We start from the raw sequence: 16,939 nt of genomic DNA, 5'->3' as shown, positions 1-16,939 counted from the left end.
GTCCTACCGATTAATCTTGGGGACATGTCGAGCCCCGCCGAGCGGTACGCCGCGGCGCGCCGCCGGGCCGCGCAGGCCTCCGCCTTCCCGGCCCTGGACGAATTCGCCCGCGACCTGGGGTTCGACCTCGACGACTTCCAGCGGGAGGCGTGCGAGGCCCTGGAACAGGGCAGCGGGGTGCTGGTCTGCGCCCCGACCGGTGCCGGCAAGACCGTGGTCGGCGAGTTCGCCGTACACCTCGCCCTGCGCGGGCGGCCCGGGAAGCCGGCGGCCGCCGACGCCGGTGAGAGCCTCAACACCCGGCGCAAGTGCTTCTACACCACGCCGATCAAGGCGCTGTCCAACCAGAAGTACCACGATCTCGTGGACCGCTACGGCGCCGAGCAGGTCGGGCTGCTCACCGGCGACAACGCGATCAACGGCGACGCGCCCGTGGTGGTGATGACCACCGAGGTGCTGCGCAACATGCTCTACGCCGGCTCGGCCACCCTGGAGGGCCTGGCCTACGTGGTGATGGACGAGGTGCACTACCTCGCCGACCGGTTCCGCGGCGGGGTCTGGGAAGAGGTGATCATCCACCTGCCCGCCTCGGTCACCCTGGTCTCGCTGTCGGCCACCGTCTCCAACGCCGAGGAGTTCGCCGACTGGCTGGTCACCGTGCGGGGCGAGACCGCCGTGGTGGTCAGCGAGCACCGGCCGGTGCCGCTCTGGCAGCACATGCTGGTCGGCAAGCGGATGTTCGACCTGTTCCACGACGCCGACGCGGCGCGCAAGCACGACGTGCACCCGGAGCTGCTGCGTTACACCCGGGACACGATGCGCCGCCTGGAGCTGGGGGAGGGCCGCAGCGCGGGCCCCGGCGGGGGGCGGCGCGGCCCGCGCTGGCGGGGCCCGATGCGGCCGGACATCGTCGACCGGCTCGACCGGGAGGGCCTGCTCCCGGCGATCCTGTTCATCTTCAGTCGGGCCGGCTGCGACGCCGCCGTGCAGCAGTGTCTCGCCGCCGGGCTGCGGCTGACCTTGCCCGAGGAGCGCGCCGAGATCCGCCGGGTGGTCGAGTCGCGGATCAGCGCCATCCCCGGCGAGGACCTCTCCGTCCTCGGTTACTGGGAGTGGCTGGACGGCCTGGAGCGCGGCCTCGCCGCGCACCACGCCGGCATGCTGCCGGCGTTCAAGGAGGTCGTCGAGGAGCTGTTCGTCCGCGGCCTGGTCAAGGCGGTCTTCGCCACCGAGACCCTGGCCCTGGGCATCAACATGCCGGCCCGCTGCGTGGTGCTGGAGCGCCTGGTCAAGTTCAACGGCGAGGCGCACGTCGACCTCACCCCGGGGGAATACACCCAGCTCACCGGCCGCGCCGGCCGGCGGGGCATCGACGTCGAGGGGCACGCGGTGGTGGTCTGGTCGCCGGAGACCGACCCCCGGCACGTGGCCGGCCTCGCCTCCACCCGCACCTACCCGCTGCGGTCCAGCTTCCGGCCGTCGTACAACATGGCGGTCAACCTGGTCGGCACGGTGGGCGCGGAGCCGGCGCGGGCCCTGCTGGAGTCCTCGTTCGCGCAGTTCCAGGCGGACCGGTCGGTGGTCGGCCTGGCCCGGCAGGTGCAGCGCAACACCGAGACCATGGAGGCGTACGGCGCCGACGCCGCCTGCCACCACGGGGACTTCGACGAGTACTTCGCGCTGCGGGTGGCCATCGCCGACCGGGAGCGCGCCATCGCCCGGCAGGGGCAGACCCAGCGCAAGGCCGCCGCGATCGCCTCCCTCGAACGGTTGCGGGTCGGTGACGTGATCCGGGTGCCCTCCGGCCGCCGCGCCGGTCTGGCGGTGGTCCTCGACCCGGCCACCGGTGGATTCGGCGAGCCCCGCCCGCTGGTGCTCACCCAGGACCGCTGGGCGGGCCGGGTCAGCCCGGGCGACTTCACCACCCCGGCCGAGGTGCTCACCCGGATCCGGGTGCCGAAGCACTTCAACCATCGGTCCCCGGCGGCCCGGCGCGACCTCGCCGCCGCGGTCAGCGGCACCGGGCTGGACCGGCACGGCGGGCGGCGCGGCGGGCGCTCCCGGCAGGTCGCCGGCGAGGACCACCGGCTCAGCCAGCTCCGCACGGAGCTGCGACGGCACCCGTGCCACGCCTGCCCGGACCGGGAGGAGCACGCCCGCTGGGCGGAGCGGCGTCGCCGGCTGGAGCGCGACACCGAGGAGCTGCGCCAGCGGGTGGCCGGGCGGACCGGGTCCCTCGCGCGGACGTTCGACCGGATCGTGGCGCTGCTGACCGCACGCGGCTACCTCACCGCCGAGGGAGAGGTCACCGACGCCGGGCGGATGCTCGGCCGGATCTGGACCGAGGCGGACCTGCTGGTCGCCGAGTGCCTGCGCCGTAAGGTGTGGGACGGGCTGTCCCCGGCCGAGTTGGCCGCCGCGGTCTCCGTGGTGGTCTTCGAGGCTCGCCGGGACGTCGACGAGCGGGCCTCGCTGCCGCGCGGCGCGGTCGCCGACGCGGTCGACGAGACGCTGAAGCTGTGGAGCGACATCGAGGGCGACGAGGCCGCCCGGGGCCTCGCGGTCACCCGCGAGCCGGATCTGGGCTTCGCCTGGCCGATCTACCGGTGGGCCCGGGGCGAGGCGCTCGCCAAGGTGCTCGCCAGCGGCCACCAGATCGACGGCGAGATGCCGGCCGGCGACTTCGTCCGCTGGGCCCGCCAGGTGGTCGACCTGCTCGGCCAGCTCGCCGACTCCGGCGGCGCCTCGGCCGAGCTGCGGTCCACCGCCCGGCAGGCGATCGCCGCCGTCAACCGGGGTGTGCTGGCCTACCACGCCGCCGCCTGACGATAACCGTAAGTAGTTGCCTCTCAACAATCGACGCATCCCTCTGTCACCGTGGCGGCACTCCCTGAATTCTCCGGGGGGTGCCGTCGTGCCTGCTCAATGGCTGCCCGATCATGGCTGGGACGTGTTCGTCGTGTGCTCGAAGCGCACCGGGGGGAAGGCCGTCATGATGGAGATCAATCACTTTGAGTACGGGTGGATCACGCCCGCGCTCAGCTACGCCCTGTCCGTGCTCGGCTCGGCCCTCGGCCTGGTCTGCGCCGGGCGGATCCGCGCCGCGCGCAGCGCCGGGCAGCGGGCGTGGTGGGGCCTGCTCGCCGCCTGGGCGCTCGGCGGCACGGCCATCTGGGCCATGCACTTCATGGCGATGCTCGGCTTCGCGGTCGCCGGCAGCCGGATCCGGTACGACGTGCCGCTCACCGCGGCCAGCACGGCGATCGCGGTGGTGTCGGTCGGCATCGGCCTGGCCATCGTCGGCACCGGCCGGCTGTCGGCCGGCCGGCTTCTGGCCGGTGGTCTGTTCACCGGCGCCGGCGTGGCGGCGATGCACTACACCGGCATGGCGGCGATGCGGCTCGACGGCGTGCTCGGGTACGACCGCACCCGGGTGGCCCTGTCCGTGCTCGTCGCGGTGGTTGCCGCGACCGTGGCGCTCTGGCTCGCGATGACCGTCCGTCGGGGCCTGGCGATCGCCGCCTCGGCCCTGGTCATGGGGATCGCCGTCAACGGCATGCACTTCACCGGCATGAGCGCGCTGTCCGTGCATCCGCACGAGCGCAGCGGCGACCTGACCGGCGCCGAGGTCAGCGGTCTGCTGGTGCCGATCGTCCTCGCGGTGGTGTTCGGCGTGGTCGGCCTGGTCTACGCGCTGCTCGCCGCCCCCACCGAGGACGACCGGGCGGGCGCCGCCTACCTGGACGCCCGGTGGGCGGCGGAGGCGTCCCCGGCGGTCACCCCCGAGCCGGCGCCCGACCCGGTCGGCCTGCGCGGGCGGTCCACCCTGGGCCAGCCGGGCACGCCCTTCCCCTCCCGCCGCCGCACCGACCCCCGCTGACCCGCCGGCCGTTGGCGGCGTTCGCCGGGTCGGGGAGGTGGGTGTGTCCCAGGGTTCCGGATACCGCCGGGTCGGCGAGCTGGCGGCCGGGCGGCGAGCGCCGGCCGGGTCAGGCGCCGCCGGCCAGGTCAGGCGCCGCCGGCGAGGGCGTCCACCAGGCGCCGGCAGGAGCCGGCCAGGTTCCACCGCTGCGCCAGCGCCAACAGCCGGTCCGGCTCGGCGGGCGCGGTGGGCAGCCGCGTGGTCAGCTCCGGCAGCGGCACGTCGGTGGCGACCTGGACCACCTTCGGCGCGACGGCCAGGTAGTCCCGGGCGGCCGCCAGCTTGGCGCGCAGGCCCGGGGCGAAGCCGGACTCCCCGTCGTCCAGCGCGGCCAGGATGCCGGGCAGCCCACCGTAGCGCTCGATCAGCCGGGCCGCCGTCTTCTCGCCGACGCCGGGCACGCCGGGCAGCCCGTCCGACGGGTCGCCCCGCAGCGCGGCGAAATCGGCGTACCGGTCGGCGGGCACGCCGTAGCGGGCGCGGACCGCCGCGTCGTCGCAGTCCTCCAGCTTGGCCACGCCCCGCCCGACGTAGAGCAGCCGCACCTGGCGGGCGTCGTCGACGAGCTGGAACAGGTCCCGGTCGCCGGAGACCACCTCGGCCGGGCCCGGCTGGGTCACCGAGAGGGTGCCGAGCACGTCGTCGGCCTCGTACCCGGTGGCGCCGACGGCGGTGATGCCGAGCGCGTCCAGCACCTCGAGGATCATCGGCACCTGGGGGGAGAGGGTGTCCGGCACCACCTCGCCACCCTCCGGCGCCACCCGGTGCGCCTTGTACGACGGCAGCAGCTCCACCCGCCAGGCCGGCCGCCAGTCGTGGTCGAGCGCGCAGACCATCCGGTCGGGCCGGCGGGTGCGGACGAGCTGGGCGAGCATGTCGAGGAAGCCGCGGACCGCGTTGACCGGCTGGCCCTCGTCCGTCTTCGCCGCCGACTCGGGAATGCCGAAGTAGGCGCGGAAGTAGAGGCTGGGGGAGTCGATCAGCAGGATCGGGGATCGCGTGGCCACGTCCGCCAGCCTGACACAGCGGTACGACGTGGTGGGGGACCGGTGCCCCGCGGCGGGCGTCAGCTCCGGTCGCGCCGGTACAGGCTCTCCCGGCGGGCCATCCGCTGCACGGCGTAGCTCAGCACGAGCAGGATGAGCGCCAGCACCACTTCGGTCCAGGCCAGGGCCCCGTTGGCAACCGTCAAGCCGAGCAGGAGCAGGGCCAGCCCGACCACGGCGAGCACGCCGGCCCACAACAGCCGACGACGCCGTACGGCCGCCGGGTCCCGACCGCTGTCCGACACCGCGTCACCCTCCCGGCACCCGTTTCGGCCAGGCTACCAACGCGGACCCGCCGGTGGACCGATAACCGCTGGGGGGCCGGGTGGCCGCGCGGCAGACTGGTCCCGTGACGTTCGTACCCGGGCTGACCCTGGCCCGCCGCTTCCACGACGAGCTGGTCGCCCCGCTGCTGGCCCGGCGCCTGCCCGGCCTCCGGTACGCCGCCGGCCTGCTGGACGGCGGTTCGGAGCTGCTCGGGCTGGACACCCCGCGGTCCACCGACCACGACTGGGGGCCGCGCACCCAGCTCTTCGTCGCCGACCCGGGCGACGTCGGGCCGGTCCGGGCGGTCCTCGACGCCGGTCTGCCCGCCGAGTTCCTGGGCTGGCCCACCCGGTTCGCGGGGGGTCCGGAGGTCCGGCTCGGGGTGGTACGCGCCGACGGCGAGCGACACGGGGTCACCGTCGACGAGCTGGGCGGTTGGCTGCGCGGGCGGCTCGGGTTCGACCCGCGGCGCGGGTTCGGGGTGGCGGACTGGCTCTCCGTGCCGACCCAGCGGCTGGCCGAGCTGACCGGCGGCGCGGTCTTCCACGACGGGCTCGACGGCACGCTCACCGCGGTCCGTGCCCGGCTGGCCTGGTATCCCGACGACGTGTGGCGGCACGTGCTGGCGACCGGCTGGCAGCGCGTGGGGCAGGCGGAGCACCTGGTCGGCCGGTGCGCGGAGGTCGGCGACGAGCTGGGCAGCCGGGTGGTCGCCGCCGGGCTGGCCCGCGACCTGATGCGCCTCGGCCTGCTGCTGCACCGCCGCTGGCCGCCGTACGCCAAGTGGCTGGGCACCGTCTTCGCCGCGCTGCCGGCGGCGGCACCGGTGATCGGCGCGCTCGACGTCGCGATCGGGCCGGGCGACTGGCCGACCCGGCAGGCCGGCCTGGTCCGGGCGCTGGAGGCGGTCGCCACCTGGAGCAACGACAGCGGCCTGGCCCCGCGCGTCGACCCCGGTGCCCGGCCGTTCCACGACCGGCCGTTCCTGGTCCTGCGCGCGGAACGGTTCGTCGCCGCGCTGCGCGCCGCGATCATCGACCCGGCGCTGCGCGACCGCCCACCGGTGGGCGCGGTCGACCAGTACCTCGACAACGTCGACGTGCTCAGCCACCCGGAGCGGGTCCGCCCGGTGGCCGCGGCGGTCCTGCCGGGCTGATCGGGCCACGCCGGCCGGTCCTGCCGGGCTGATCGGGCCGGGCCACGCCGGCCGGTGCGGGCCGGCCCGGTGGGGCCGGCGGCGCGGGGCGACCGGAGGCGGCGGGTGCGTGCTCAGCCGACCGGGGCCACGGCCAGCCGCTCCGCCGGCTCGTCGACCGGCAGGTCGGCCAGGTCGCGCAGCCCGCGTACCCGGGACAGGAGCAGGGCCAGCGGCGCCAGCGCCGTGGCCGCGGCGAAGGCGAACAGGGTGAGCCGGGCGCCGGCCGGACCGGCGAGGGCGCCGGCGACCAGCCCGCCCACCGGGATCGCGCCCCAGGAGACGAAGCGGACCGTGGCCATCACCCGGGAGAGCAGTTCGGGCGGGCTGGCGGTCTGCCGGTAGGTGCGGGTGGTGACGCTGAGCACCACCACGCCCCCGGCGAAGAGCACGTTGCCGGCCGCGAAGGCGAGGTACGCGGGCCAGCCGGTGCCCAACGGCACCAGGAAGGCGCCGCCGACGGCCACCACGCAGGCGACCACCAGGGACCGGGCGGTGCCCCACCGCCCGGTGATCCACGGCGTCAGGGTCGCCCCGACCAGTGAGCCGATGCCCTCGACGGCGAGCAGCAGGCCGACCAGGGCGGCGGGGGCGTGCAGCTCCCGGACCAGGTAGAGCGGGTAGACCGCGAGCTGCGCCCCGCAGACGAAGTTGACCGCCGTGGCCGTCCACATCGTCGGCCCCATCACCGGGTGCCGGGTGACGTACCGCCAGCCCTCGCCGATCAGCGTGCGGACCGGGGGTCGCCGGTCCGGGGCCTCGGTCTGGCGGGCCGGCAGCGACCACAGCAGCGCCGCGGAGACCAGGTAGCTGGCGGCGTCGACCAGGACGGCCGGGACCGCGCCGAGCGCCTGCACCGCGAGACCACCGAGGGACGGCCCGCTGAGCTGGGTGCCGGCGTGGGTGGCCGAGGTCAGGCTGTTACGCGAGTGCAACTGCTCGCGGCTCACGATGGCCGGCAGGAAGGTGGCGTTGGCGACGTCGAAGAGCACGTTGGCGAAGCTGATCACGAGCGCCACCACGACCAGTTGGGCGACCGTCAGCAGGCCCCACCACCAGGCCAGCGGGACCGAGGCCACGGCGGCCGCCCGGGCCAGGTCGGCGCCGACCTGGGCGCCCCGCAGCGGCAGCCGCTGCACGATCACGCCGGCCGGCAGTCCGATCACCAGCCAGGCCACGTAGTTCGCCGCCGCGATCAGCCCCATCTCGAACGCGGAGGCGTCCAGCACGGTCAGGGCGGTCAGCGGCAGCGCGACCGCGCCGACCGCCGACCCCACCTGACTGGTGGAGCCCGCGGCCCACCAACGCCAGAACACCCCGGCCCCCTGCCCGACGGACATGCCGTCAACCCCCGATCCGAGCCGGTTAGTTCCAATTTGAAACTGACTATACTCGAGGCGATCGGGAGGGCGGGAGGTGGGACGTGCGGCGGGCGGACCTCGGCGACGCCGACTGCGGCATCGCCCAGGCGCTGGGCGTGCTCGGCGACTGGTGGACCTTCCTGATCGTGCGGGAGATCGCCGGCGGCACCACCCGGTTCGACGCCGTCCAGCGGGAGCTGGGCGTCAGCCGGCGGGCGCTCACCGAGCGGCTCGCCGGCCTGGTCGAGCACGGGGTGCTGGTCCGCCGGCCCTACTCGACCCGTCCGCCCCGGCACGACTACCTGCTGACCGCCAAGGGGGAGGCGTTGCTGCCGGTGCTGGTCGCCCTCCAGGACTGGGGCACCCGGCACGTCATGGGCGACGGCACCCTCACCGCCACCGCGACCGCCGGCTCCGCCGAGGCGCGCCGGATGCACCACCTCGTCGGGCGGCGGCTGCCGGAGCTCGTCCTGGCCCGGGACGACGGCGGCAGCGAGCCGCCGGCCGTTCCGGACCGGTGGACGGTGCTCTACCTGTTCCCCGGCGCCTTCGCCCCGGGCACGCAGGGTGTCCCGCCCGGCTGGGGCGAGATCCCCGGTGCGGTCGGCTGCACGCTCGAATCCCGGACGTACGCGGACCGGCACGACCGGTTCCGGGCCCTCGGCGCGGAGGTGCGCGGGGTGAGCACCCAGCGACCGGACCAGTTGCGTGCCTTCGCGGCGCACGCCCGGCTGCCGTACCCGCTCCTGTCCGACCAGGACGGTCGGCTCGCGGCCGGCCTGCTGCTGCCCACCTTCCGGGCCGGCGGGGTGGACCGGCTCAAGCGGCTGACGCTCCTGGTCGACCCGCGGGCCGTGGTGCGGGCGGTGCAGTTCCCGGTGACCGACCCGGCCGGGTCGGTCGACGAGATGCTTGACGAGGTACGCCGCCGGACGGTCAGCTGAGGGCGGCGCCCGCCAGGGCGTCGAAGGTGCCCGGGGCGATCGCCTCGGAGTTGGTGAGCAGGACGATCCGTCGACGCGAGGCCGGCAGGCAGCCCGCGAAGGACAGGAATCCGGCGTTCTGTCCGCTGTGGTGGAACCACGGTTCACCGGCGAGCGTGCCGGTGAACCAGCCGTAGCCGTAGCCGTCCTCGCGCGGTCCGCGCCCGGTCGGGGCCCGGGCGGTGAGCATCAGCGTCCGGTAGGGCTCGTCGAGCAGCCGGCCGGCGCGGAGCACCTCCAGCCAGGCGAGCAGGTCGCCGGTGGTGGACCAGACGTCACCGGCGCCCATGCCGACCACGTCGAGCTCCCAGGAGGGCACGGGCCGGCCGTCCGGCCCGTGCCCCGGCGCGATGTCGTCCCGCCCGGCCGGCGACCCGGCGAAGGTGCGCTCCAGCCCGGACGGGGCGAAGACCTCCTCATCGAGCAGCCGTGCGTACGGGCGGTCGGCCACCCGCTGGGCGACCTGGGCCAGCAGCACGTACGCGGGACTGCTGTAGTGCCACCGGGCGCCGGGGGCGAACAGCGGCGGCCGCCGGTGGAAGGTGGCCAGCAGTTCGTCCCAGTCGACGGGCCGGGCCAGATCGATCTCCGGGTAGTCGTCCCAGTGCCCGATGCCAGAGGTGTGGGTGAGGAGCTGGTGCAGGGTCAGGTCCCGCCACCCGCGCGGGCTGCCGCCGAACCAGCGGCCGACCCGGTCCTCGAGGTCCAGCGCGCCACGCTGGGCCAGCAGCAGGACCGCGACCGCGGTGAACTGCTTGCTCACCGACGCGATCTGGAAGCGGGTGCCCGCCGTGCAGCCCTCGGCGATCGTGTCGGCGACGACCGTGTCGCCCCGCATGACGACAAGAGAGCCGGGGAGGTGCGGTACGGGCGGCATCTGCCGACCGTACCCGGGCCCGGTGACTCCGGCCGACCGCCCGCGGCCACCTTCCGGAAGCCTTCCGGAAGGTGGTTGTCGGCCGCCGGGGCGCGCCCTAGACTCCAACTCGGACCGCTTAGATCTGCGGTCGTCTATCTCGTCTCCGAGGGTCCGGGCCGCCGTCATGGCGCCTCGTCGGCGGGCACGCAGGTGGCAGGGCACCCCTGCGCGGCTTTCCCACCACCTCAGGAGATCGCATGCACCCATCGCCCCGCCCGCCCGCCGTGAGAAAGAGGATGAAGATCCTCGGCGCGGCGCTGATCGCCGCCGTGCTCGCCGCGCTGGCGGCGTTCGCGCTGCCCGCGCCGGCCTCGGCGGCCGCACTGACCGAGGTCACCAACTTCGGCGCCAACCCGAGCAACCTGCGGATGTACCTGTACGTGCCGGACACCGTCGCCGCGCGGCCGGGGCTGCTGGTGGTCAACCACTACTGCACCGGGTCCGGCCCGGCGATGTACTCCGGCACCCAGTTCGCGTCCCTCGCCGACCGGTACGGCTACATCGTGGTCTACCCCTCGGTGACCCGCAGCAGCAAGTGCTTCGACGTCTCCTCGCCCCAGGCGCTGCGCCGCGACGGCGGCAGCGACCCGGTCGGCATCAAGTCGATGGTCGACTACGTCCGGCAGCGCTACGCCGTCGACCCGAACCGGATCTTCGCCACGGGCACCTCGTCCGGGGCGATGATGACCAACGTCCTGCTCGGCGACTACCCGGACGTGTTCGTCGCCGGCGCCGCCTTCGCCGGGGTGCCGTTCGGCTGCTTCGCCACCACCAACGGCTCGGAGTGGAACAGCGACTGCGCCAACGGCCTGATCGTCAAGACCGCCCAGCAGTGGGGGGACCTGGTGCGCGGCGCCTACCCGGGGTACACCGGGCGGCGGCCGAGGATGCAGCTCTGGCACGGGACCAGCGACGAGACGCTGCGCTACCAGAACTTCACCGAAGAGATCAAGCAGTGGACCAACGTCAACGGGTTGAGCCAGACCCCGACGTACACCGACACCCCGCAGTCCGGGTACACCCGCACCCGGTACGGCGGCACCGGGGGCACCGCGCCGGTCGAGGCGATCAGCATGCAGGGCGTGACGCACAACCTGCCGGTCGACGCCGCCCAGGCGATCCGCTTCTTCGGCCTCGACAGCAGCACCCCGCCGAGCAGCCCGCCGCCGACCACGCCGCCGCCGTCGACCCCGCCGCCCAGCACTCCGCCGCCCAGCACCCCGCCGCCGTCGACCCCGCCGCCCGCCGGTGGGTGCCGGGTGGCGTACGTGGTCAACGCGTGGAACACCGGGCTCACCGCGTCGGTGACGATCACCAACACCGGGACGGCGGCGGTCAACGGCTGGAGCCTGGCCTTCACGCTGCCCGGTGGCCAGACCATCACCAACGGCTGGAACGCCACCTACGCCCCGACCAGCGGCGCGGTCATCGCCCGCAACGTCTCCTACAACGCGACCATCCCCGCGAACGGGTCGGTGGACATCGGCTTCCAGGCCAACCACACCGGTAACACCGGAGAGCCCTCGTCCTTCACCCTCAACGGCGCCCCCTGCACGGTCGCCTGACGGCCGGCTCCACCGGACGCCCGGCACCTGGGCGTCCGGTGGGGCCCCAGGGGCGTTGCCGACGCGATGTCGGCAAGCGACCACCCCGCCGACGATGTTGTCGACATCATGTCGATAACATGCCGACATGATGTCGACAAGATGGCGAGGTGCGGCCTGATGTTCCTGGCGCTGCGGGAGTTGGCCTTCGCCCGGACCAGGTTCGGGTTGATGGGTGCCGTGATCGCGCTGATCGCGGTGCTGATGGTGATGCTGTCCGGCCTGTCGGTCGGCCTGGTGAACGACGGCGTGTCCGGGCTGCAGAAGCTGCCGGTGACCGCCTTCGCCTTCGAGAAGCACGTCCAGCACGACGCCGCCTTCTCCCGCAGCGTCGTGGACGACGACGCGGTACGGGCCTGGCGCGAGCGACCCGACGTGGCGGCGGCCACGCCGTACGGCAACTCGCTGGTGAACGCCCGCAGCGACGGCGGCGTCGAGATCGACCTGGCGCTGTTCGGGGTCGAGCCGGACTCGTTCCTCGCCCCGCCGGTCAGCCAGGGTTCGCGCCTGTCGACGCCGGACGGGATCGTGGTCAGCACGACGGCGGTGACGGCCGGCCTCCGGGTCGGCGACACCGTCACGCTGGACCGGATCGGCACCCGGCTCACGGTCGTCGGAGTCACCACCGGCCAGCACACCTTCGGCCACGTCGACGTGGCCTTCGTGCCGCTGGACACCTGGCAGCGGATCAAGGCCGGGGTCGGGCCGGGCGGCGTGCTGCCCGACCGGGCGACCCGGGAGAGCACGGCGGTGGCCCTGCGGGCGAAGCCGGGACGGACCCTCGACCTGGCCGCCGGTGACGCCGCGGCCGGCACCGAGAGCCTGACCCTCGAGCAGTCGTACGGGGCCTCCCCGGGCTACACGGCGGAGAGCACCACCCTGCGCCTGATCCAGGGCTTCCTCTACGCCATCTCCGCCCTGGTCGCCGGGGCGTTCTTCGCGGTCTGGGTGATCCAGCGCAAGCACGAGGTGGCGATCCTCCGGGCCATGGGCGCGCCCGCCGGCTGGGTCCTGCGCGACGCGCTGGTCCAGGCTCTCATCCTCATGGTGGGCGCGGTCGCGGTCGGCGCGGCCGTCGGCGTCGGCCTCGGCGCCTTCATCACGGGCGGCGGGGTCCCGTTCGCGCTCAGCGCCCCGGACATCGCTGCCGCCGCGGCCGGGCTGATCCTGCTGGGCCTGGTCGGCGCCGCGGTCGCGGTGGCCCGCGTCGTCTCCGTCGAACCCGCGACCGCGCTGGGAGGAAACCGATGAACGCGATCGCCGCCGTGGAGCCGGACACCAGCCGCCGGCACGGGCTGGTCCTGCGGGACGTGTCCCTGCAGCACGGGGACGGACCGGATCTGGTGCGCGCCCTCGACGAGGTGAACCTGACGGTGGCGCCCGGGGAGTTCACCGCCGTGGTCGGCCCGTCCGGCGCCGGCAAGTCGAGCCTGCTCGCCGTCGCCGGCGGGCTGACCCGGCCGACCGCCGGGACGGTCCTGGTCGCCGGTCACGACCTCACCGCCGGCGGCCAGCGGGCCCGGGCCGCCCTGCGGCGGGAGCACATCGGCTTCGTCTTCCAGTCCGGAAACCTCCTGCCCGCGCTGACCGCCCGGGACCAGGTGCGCCTGCCGCTGCAGTTCGCGTCCGGCGGTCGCCGCGGCCGGCGGGATCCGCGGGACCTGCTCGCCGAGGTCGGCATGGCGGAGAAGGCCGACCGGCGCCCGCACCAGCTCTCCGGCGGTGAACGCCAGCGGGTCGGCATCGCCCGGGCCCTGGTCACCGAACCCCGGCTGCTGCTGGTCGACGAACCCACGGCGGCCCTCGACCGGGCCCGCAGTCACGAGGTCGTCCGGCTGCTCGCCCGCGAGGCGAAGCAGCGCCGGGTCGCGGTGGTCATGGTCACCCACGACCACGACGTCCTCGAGCACTGTGACACCGTGTACGAGATGGTCGACGGTCGGTTGAGCCGGCACGGCTGACTCCGGACCACCCGGCCCGCCGTCCCGGGCGAGCACCGACGCCGGATTCAGGAGGAGCGCTTGCCGAAGATCCAGGCTTCCACCGTGGCCGAGCACCGCGCCGCGCAACGGGCGGCCCTGCTGGACGCGGCACGCGGCCTCCTGTCCCGCAACCCCGCCGAGCAGCCGCCCAGCCTGGCCGAGGTGGCGCGGCGGGCCGGGCTGGCCCGGTCCAGCACCTACTCCTACTTCAAGTCGCGGGAGGACCTGCTCGACGCCGTCATCGCCGACACGTTTCCCCGCTGGTCGGCGTACGTGACGGAGCAGATGGACCGGCACGCCGACGCCGGCCGGCGGGTGCTGGCGTACGTTGACGCCAACCTGCACCTCGTCGCCCGCGGGGACCACGCCCTGGTCCGCGCCCTGGCGGCCGCCGGGCGTCCGGACACCCTCGCCACCTCCAGCAAGCTGCTGCACGACGAGCTCCGTACGCCGCTGGAGGCGGCGCTGCGCGCGCACGGCGCGCCGGACCCGGTCCGGATGGCCGAGGTCATCCAGTCCGTCGTCTTCGCCCTCACCCGGATGATCGAGGACGGGACGCCGGAGCGAAAGGCCCGTCGCCTCGCCCACGAACTGCTGGAGCCGTATCTTGGCGGGTGATCGCCCGCCCGACCTGACGACCGGGCATGGGCGTGCCACGGCCGGGTACGCGTACCGGACAGCCGAGAATCCGACCGGAACGGGGTGACCCGGATGAAGGTCCGCAGCTCCCTCCGCGGCCTCAAGCGCAAGGCGAACTCGATCGTGGTGCGCCGCCGCGGCAAGCTCTTCGTGCTCAACAAGGCCGATCCGCGGCAGAAAGCCCGGCAGGGCTGAGTCGGGCCGAGACGGCCCGGGTCGAGGCCGTGGTGGTCGACCCGGGTCGGCCGGCACGGCCTTGCCGGGCGTACCACGGTTTCGAGGCGCCCACCGTCGCCGGCGTGCGGTTCCACGACCTGTTCACCGTCTCGCTGGGCGGCAACGGGAGGATCACCCACGTCATGAACGACACCGGTGGCGCCGCGCAGGGAACCGACACCGTGCCGGTGAACCTGGTCGGCTATCCGTGACCGACCCGGGCGGCGGCGCGTCCCGCGGGCCGCCGCCCGTCAGGCGCCGGACCCGTGCTGCGCGGCGGCTCGGTGGACTTGGCCCAGCAGCCGGCCGGCGGCGAACCGCAGCAGCGGACCGTAGATCCGGACCGAGTCGGCCAGCGCGGAGAAGTGCGAGGAGGCGTTGTCCGCCTGGTAGCGGGTGGCGATCGGCGCCTCGGCGATCGGGTGGCCCGACCGGGTCGCGTGCAGCAGCACGTTCATCTCGTACTCGAACCGCTCGCCCGGGACGGATCCGAGCCAGTCCAGCAGCCCGGCCGGGTACGCCCGCAGCCCGGTCTGGGTGTCCCGCACCGGCACCCCGGTGGCGAGGCGGAACACGTCCCGGGTGAGCGCGTTGCCGGCCCGGCTGCGCAGCGGCACGTCGCCGGAGAACCGACGTACCCCGAGGGTGAGGGCGCCGGTCTCGCGCATCCGGTCGACCACCCGGACGACGTCCCCGGCGCGGTGCTGGCCGTCGGCGTCCACACAGACCACGTCCCGTCCCGGACGGGTGGCGGTGACGTACCGGAAGCCGGTCTTCAGCACCACCCCCTTGCCCCGGTTGACCCGGCGGCGCAGCACCTCGGCGCCGTGCGCCCGCGCGGCGTCGAGGATCTCGCCCGCCTCCGGTCCGCTGCCGTCGTCGACCACCACGGGCTGCCAGCCGCGTCCCACCCCGGCCAGGTCGTCGAGGAGGTCGAGCAGCTGCCTGCCCGGCCGGTACACCGGCACCAGAACGATCACGGGACCTCCCGACCGTCGCTGCCGCCGGGGCGGTCGCCGGCGGCGATCAGCGCCGCCCGCCGGGCCGATCGCCGTCCGCTGTACCCGGGGCGCGGGCGGGCCAACCACCGGCGTGGCCGCGCCGCCGTCCACCGAGGAGGGTCGCGATGCGGCGCTCCCGGCGCAGCAGGTCCGCGGGGGCGTGGACGCCGAGGTAGCCCAGGTGGGCGGCGGCCCGCAGCGCGCGCTCGCGTCGCCGGTCCCGGCCGGCGGTGGCGCCCGGGGTCGGGATGTCGAGCAGCGCCGGGCCGGTCAGCCCGAGGACCTTGCCGGCGAGGAACCGGACCCGGGGCAGGTGCCAGGGGTGTGAGACCAGGCCGAGGGGTCGGGCCGGGCCGAACGCCTGATCGGCGAGGAGGCCGTCCTGGACGGTGTGGACGAGGTTCTGCAGGGTGGTCCGGGAGCGGGACTCGGCGTGCAGCCGCGCATACCGGTCGAGGCCGGCGGCCCGGGCCCGGGCCAGCATCAGCTCGCCCTCGCGGCAGCCCGCCGGCGGGCACGCCGCTGCCGGGAAGCCGTGCGGCCACCCGCCGGTGCAGACGATCCGGGCCGCCGCGGCCCGCCGGAACGCGTCGGCGTGCGCGGTCACGTAGGCGACCGCCGCGTCGACCCGGGCCGCGCTCTCCGCGCTGAGCCGGTAGCCGTCCCGGTCGGCCACCACCCCGCGACCGAAGACCAGCAGCACCGTGGCCGTCGCTGGCGTCACGCGCCGCCTCCCTTCACCCGCGGAAGACGGTACGCCCCTCAGCTCACCCCTCGTCCGCCTCCGCCGGCCAGGGCGGCGCGCCGACCCCGGTGACCCGGACCCCGCCCCACGGGTCTACCTCGACCAGCCGGCCCGGGGCGGTCCGGTCGCCGACGCGTACCACCACGTCGCGGCGGCCGGAGCGGAGCAGCCGGACGATCCGGGGTTCGGGTTCGATCCGGCCGGCCCAGTGGTAGCGGCCGTCGACCGGCTCCCAGCGTCCGCTGCCGTGCAGCCGTACCTCGGTGTCGGCGATCCACGCCGGACCGTGCCAGCTCACCGGTCGATCCGCTCGTGCGCGCGGGTCAGCTCCGGGGCCAGGTCGGCGCCGCGCCGGACGCCCTCGATGCCGCTCCACAGCAGGGTGGTCAGGTAGTCGGTGAGCGCGGCCCGGCGGATCGGCTGGCCGTGCGTGGTCCACCAGTCGCCGACCGCCTGCACGAAGCCCACCAGGCCGTACGCCCATGGCTCGGCGGGGCCGGCGTCCAGGCCGAGGGCGCGTAGCCGGTCGCCGATCACCCGGGCCAGCCCGGCGGCCACCTGCCGGCTGGTGCCGGCGACGACCTGGTGGATGCCGGGGTGGCCGGCCTGGTGCATGAGGAAGCGGTACAGCGTCGGCTCCGACTCGATGATCCCGAGGTACGCGTCGATGGTCGCCTCGACCAGGGCCCGCTCCTCGCGCACCCGCTCCACGGCGGGGGCGACGGTGTCCACGACCCGGGCGGCCACGACCTCGCTGACCGCCAACCAGAGCTGGGACTTGTCGGCGAAGTAGCGGTAGAGGATCGGCTTGGTCACCCCGGCGGTGGCCGCCACCTGGTCCATGTCCACCTGTGGGCCGTGCTGGAGCAGCGCCTGCACGGCGGCTCCGATCAGCTCCTGCCGGCGCTGCTCGCGATGCTCGGCCCAGCGGTCCCGGCGCCCGGTGCGCCGGCCGGAGGGCGGCTCGGGCGGGGTGCCGGATCCATTGACATCGGTGGAGGTGCGCTGCATGCTACCACTCGTAACAGTTACCAGAAGTTACGTCAACCCGGGAGGGGT

General features: G+C 74.8%; 18 protein-coding genes. 10 read left to right on the top strand and 8 right to left on the bottom strand.

Annotated features, from left to right (window positions below):
- The first annotated feature begins 24 nt into the window (after nt 1-24).
- The gene (locus EFE23_RS08970; RefSeq protein WP_123240444.1) at nt 25-2,826 is read left to right on the top strand and encodes a DEAD/DEAH box helicase; all 2,802 of its coding nucleotides are present in this window, start codon (nt 25-27) and stop codon (nt 2,824-2,826) included.
- Nucleotides 2,827-2,992: 166 nt separating this feature from the next.
- Nucleotides 2,993-3,880, top strand: coding sequence for an MHYT domain-containing protein (locus EFE23_RS08965; RefSeq protein ID WP_123240481.1), 888 nt, complete (start codon nt 2,993-2,995; stop codon nt 3,878-3,880).
- A gap of 128 nt (nt 3,881-4,008) precedes the next feature.
- Here EFE23_RS08965 and EFE23_RS08960 read toward each other — a convergent pair whose 3' ends face one another.
- Complete coding sequence (locus tag EFE23_RS08960) at nt 4,009-4,929, bottom strand: 5'-3' exonuclease (RefSeq protein ID WP_123240443.1); 921 nt, start codon at nt 4,927-4,929, stop codon at nt 4,009-4,011.
- 59 nt (nt 4,930-4,988) lie between these two features.
- A complete protein-coding gene (locus tag EFE23_RS08955; protein WP_123240442.1) occupies nt 4,989-5,213 on the bottom strand; it encodes a hypothetical protein in 225 nt (74 codons plus the stop codon).
- A 104-nt stretch (nt 5,214-5,317) separates the two neighbouring features.
- Between EFE23_RS08955 and EFE23_RS08950 the strand changes: the two genes are divergently transcribed.
- Nucleotides 5,318-6,391, top strand: a complete 1,074-nt coding sequence (locus EFE23_RS08950; protein ID WP_123240441.1) for a DUF4037 domain-containing protein — start codon at nt 5,318-5,320, stop codon at nt 6,389-6,391.
- 113 nt (nt 6,392-6,504) lie between these two features.
- On the opposite strand, the gene EFE23_RS08945 is transcribed toward EFE23_RS08950, so the two are convergent.
- Entirely contained in the window at nt 6,505-7,770 is a 1,266-nt protein-coding gene (locus tag EFE23_RS08945; protein WP_123240440.1) for an MFS transporter, read from the bottom strand.
- A gap of 83 nt (nt 7,771-7,853) precedes the next feature.
- Here EFE23_RS08945 and EFE23_RS08940 point away from each other — a divergent pair, with 83 nt between their 5' ends.
- Nucleotides 7,854-8,735 (top strand): winged helix-turn-helix transcriptional regulator, encoded by an 882-nt coding sequence (locus EFE23_RS08940; protein WP_123240439.1) that lies wholly within the window; start codon nt 7,854-7,856, stop codon nt 8,733-8,735.
- On the opposite strand, the gene EFE23_RS08935 is transcribed toward EFE23_RS08940, so the two are convergent.
- Nucleotides 8,728-9,612: a serine hydrolase domain-containing protein gene (locus tag EFE23_RS08935; RefSeq protein WP_199736987.1), complete on the bottom strand. Its 885-nt coding sequence runs from the start codon at nt 9,610-9,612 to the stop codon at nt 8,728-8,730. The genes EFE23_RS08940 and EFE23_RS08935 overlap by 8 nt on opposite strands.
- A gap of 317 nt (nt 9,613-9,929) precedes the next feature.
- Between EFE23_RS08935 and EFE23_RS08930 the strand changes: the two genes are divergently transcribed.
- The 6 genes from EFE23_RS08930 to EFE23_RS29265 all read left to right on the top strand — a co-directional run bounded on the left by EFE23_RS08930 (nt 9,930) and on the right by EFE23_RS29265 (nt 14,346).
- Nucleotides 9,930-11,258, top strand: coding sequence for an extracellular catalytic domain type 1 short-chain-length polyhydroxyalkanoate depolymerase (locus tag EFE23_RS08930; protein ID WP_123240437.1), 1,329 nt, complete (start codon nt 9,930-9,932; stop codon nt 11,256-11,258).
- Nucleotides 11,259-11,417: 159 nt separating this feature from the next.
- Nucleotides 11,418-12,548, top strand: a complete 1,131-nt coding sequence (locus EFE23_RS08925) for an ABC transporter permease (protein ID WP_123240436.1) — start codon at nt 11,418-11,420, stop codon at nt 12,546-12,548.
- Nucleotides 12,545-13,258 (top strand): ABC transporter ATP-binding protein, encoded by a 714-nt coding sequence (locus tag EFE23_RS08920; protein WP_123240435.1) that lies wholly within the window; start codon nt 12,545-12,547, stop codon nt 13,256-13,258. The genes EFE23_RS08925 and EFE23_RS08920 overlap by 4 nt, the downstream gene beginning before the upstream one ends.
- 84 nt (nt 13,259-13,342) lie before the next feature.
- On the top strand, nt 13,343-13,897 hold the full coding sequence (locus tag EFE23_RS08915) for a TetR/AcrR family transcriptional regulator (protein ID WP_233600925.1): 555 nt from the start codon (nt 13,343-13,345) through the stop codon (nt 13,895-13,897).
- A 93-nt stretch (nt 13,898-13,990) separates the two neighbouring features.
- Nucleotides 13,991-14,113 carry a 50S ribosomal protein L36 gene (locus tag EFE23_RS08910; RefSeq protein ID WP_089008045.1) on the top strand — a complete coding sequence of 41 codons (123 nt, stop codon included), beginning with the start codon at nt 13,991-13,993 and terminating at the stop codon, nt 14,111-14,113.
- A 104-nt stretch (nt 14,114-14,217) separates the two neighbouring features.
- Nucleotides 14,218-14,346, top strand: coding sequence for a hypothetical protein (locus EFE23_RS29265; protein ID WP_255421127.1), 129 nt, complete (start codon nt 14,218-14,220; stop codon nt 14,344-14,346).
- A 39-nt stretch (nt 14,347-14,385) separates the two neighbouring features.
- Here the strand turns inward: EFE23_RS29265 and EFE23_RS08900 are convergent, their stop codons facing one another.
- From EFE23_RS08900 to EFE23_RS08885, 4 genes are read right to left on the bottom strand one after another with little or no spacing between them, the layout of a single operon-like run.
- On the bottom strand, nt 14,386-15,114 hold the full coding sequence (locus EFE23_RS08900; RefSeq protein WP_123240432.1) for a glycosyltransferase family 2 protein: 729 nt from the start codon (nt 15,112-15,114) through the stop codon (nt 14,386-14,388).
- 46 nt (nt 15,115-15,160) lie between these two features.
- Nucleotides 15,161-15,859 carry an ElyC/SanA/YdcF family protein gene (locus tag EFE23_RS08895; protein WP_123240431.1) on the bottom strand — a complete coding sequence of 233 codons (699 nt, stop codon included), beginning with the start codon at nt 15,857-15,859 and terminating at the stop codon, nt 15,161-15,163.
- Between the two features lie 43 nt (nt 15,860-15,902).
- Nucleotides 15,903-16,178 (bottom strand): DUF4873 domain-containing protein, encoded by a 276-nt coding sequence (locus EFE23_RS08890; protein WP_123240430.1) that lies wholly within the window; start codon nt 16,176-16,178, stop codon nt 15,903-15,905.
- Nucleotides 16,175-16,891: a TetR family transcriptional regulator gene (locus EFE23_RS08885; protein ID WP_123240429.1), complete on the bottom strand. Its 717-nt coding sequence runs from the start codon at nt 16,889-16,891 to the stop codon at nt 16,175-16,177. Before EFE23_RS08885 ends, EFE23_RS08890 begins: the two co-directional genes overlap by 4 nt.
- Nucleotides 16,892-16,939: the final 48 nt, after the last annotated feature.

The sequence above is a fragment of the Micromonospora solifontis genome (assembly GCF_003725545.1).
GTDB classification, from domain to species: Bacteria; Actinomycetota; Actinomycetes; order Mycobacteriales; family Micromonosporaceae; genus Micromonospora; species Micromonospora solifontis.
This window is presented reverse-complemented; position numbering and strand designations above follow the sequence as displayed.

Excerpts from the sequence above, each read along its gene's own strand:
- EFE23_RS08910 (WP_089008045.1), top strand. The coding sequence starts at position 13,991 with ATGAAGGTCCGCAGCTCCCTCCGCGGCCTCAAGCGCAAGGCGAACTCG.
- EFE23_RS08935 (WP_199736987.1), bottom strand. The coding sequence starts at position 9,612 with ATGCGGGGCGACACGGTCGTCGCCGACACGATCGCCGAGGGCTGCACG.
- EFE23_RS08965 (WP_123240481.1), top strand. The coding sequence starts at position 2,993 with ATGATGGAGATCAATCACTTTGAGTACGGGTGGATCACGCCCGCGCTC.
- EFE23_RS08930 (WP_123240437.1), top strand. The coding sequence starts at position 9,930 with ATGAAGATCCTCGGCGCGGCGCTGATCGCCGCCGTGCTCGCCGCGCTG.
- EFE23_RS08945 (WP_123240440.1), bottom strand. The coding sequence starts at position 7,770 with ATGTCCGTCGGGCAGGGGGCCGGGGTGTTCTGGCGTTGGTGGGCCGCG.
- EFE23_RS08970 (WP_123240444.1), top strand. The coding sequence starts at position 25 with ATGTCGAGCCCCGCCGAGCGGTACGCCGCGGCGCGCCGCCGGGCCGCG.
- EFE23_RS08885 (WP_123240429.1), bottom strand. The coding sequence starts at position 16,891 with ATGCAGCGCACCTCCACCGATGTCAATGGATCCGGCACCCCGCCCGAG.
- EFE23_RS08920 (WP_123240435.1), top strand. The coding sequence starts at position 12,545 with ATGAACGCGATCGCCGCCGTGGAGCCGGACACCAGCCGCCGGCACGGG.
- EFE23_RS08925 (WP_123240436.1), top strand. The coding sequence starts at position 11,418 with ATGTTCCTGGCGCTGCGGGAGTTGGCCTTCGCCCGGACCAGGTTCGGG.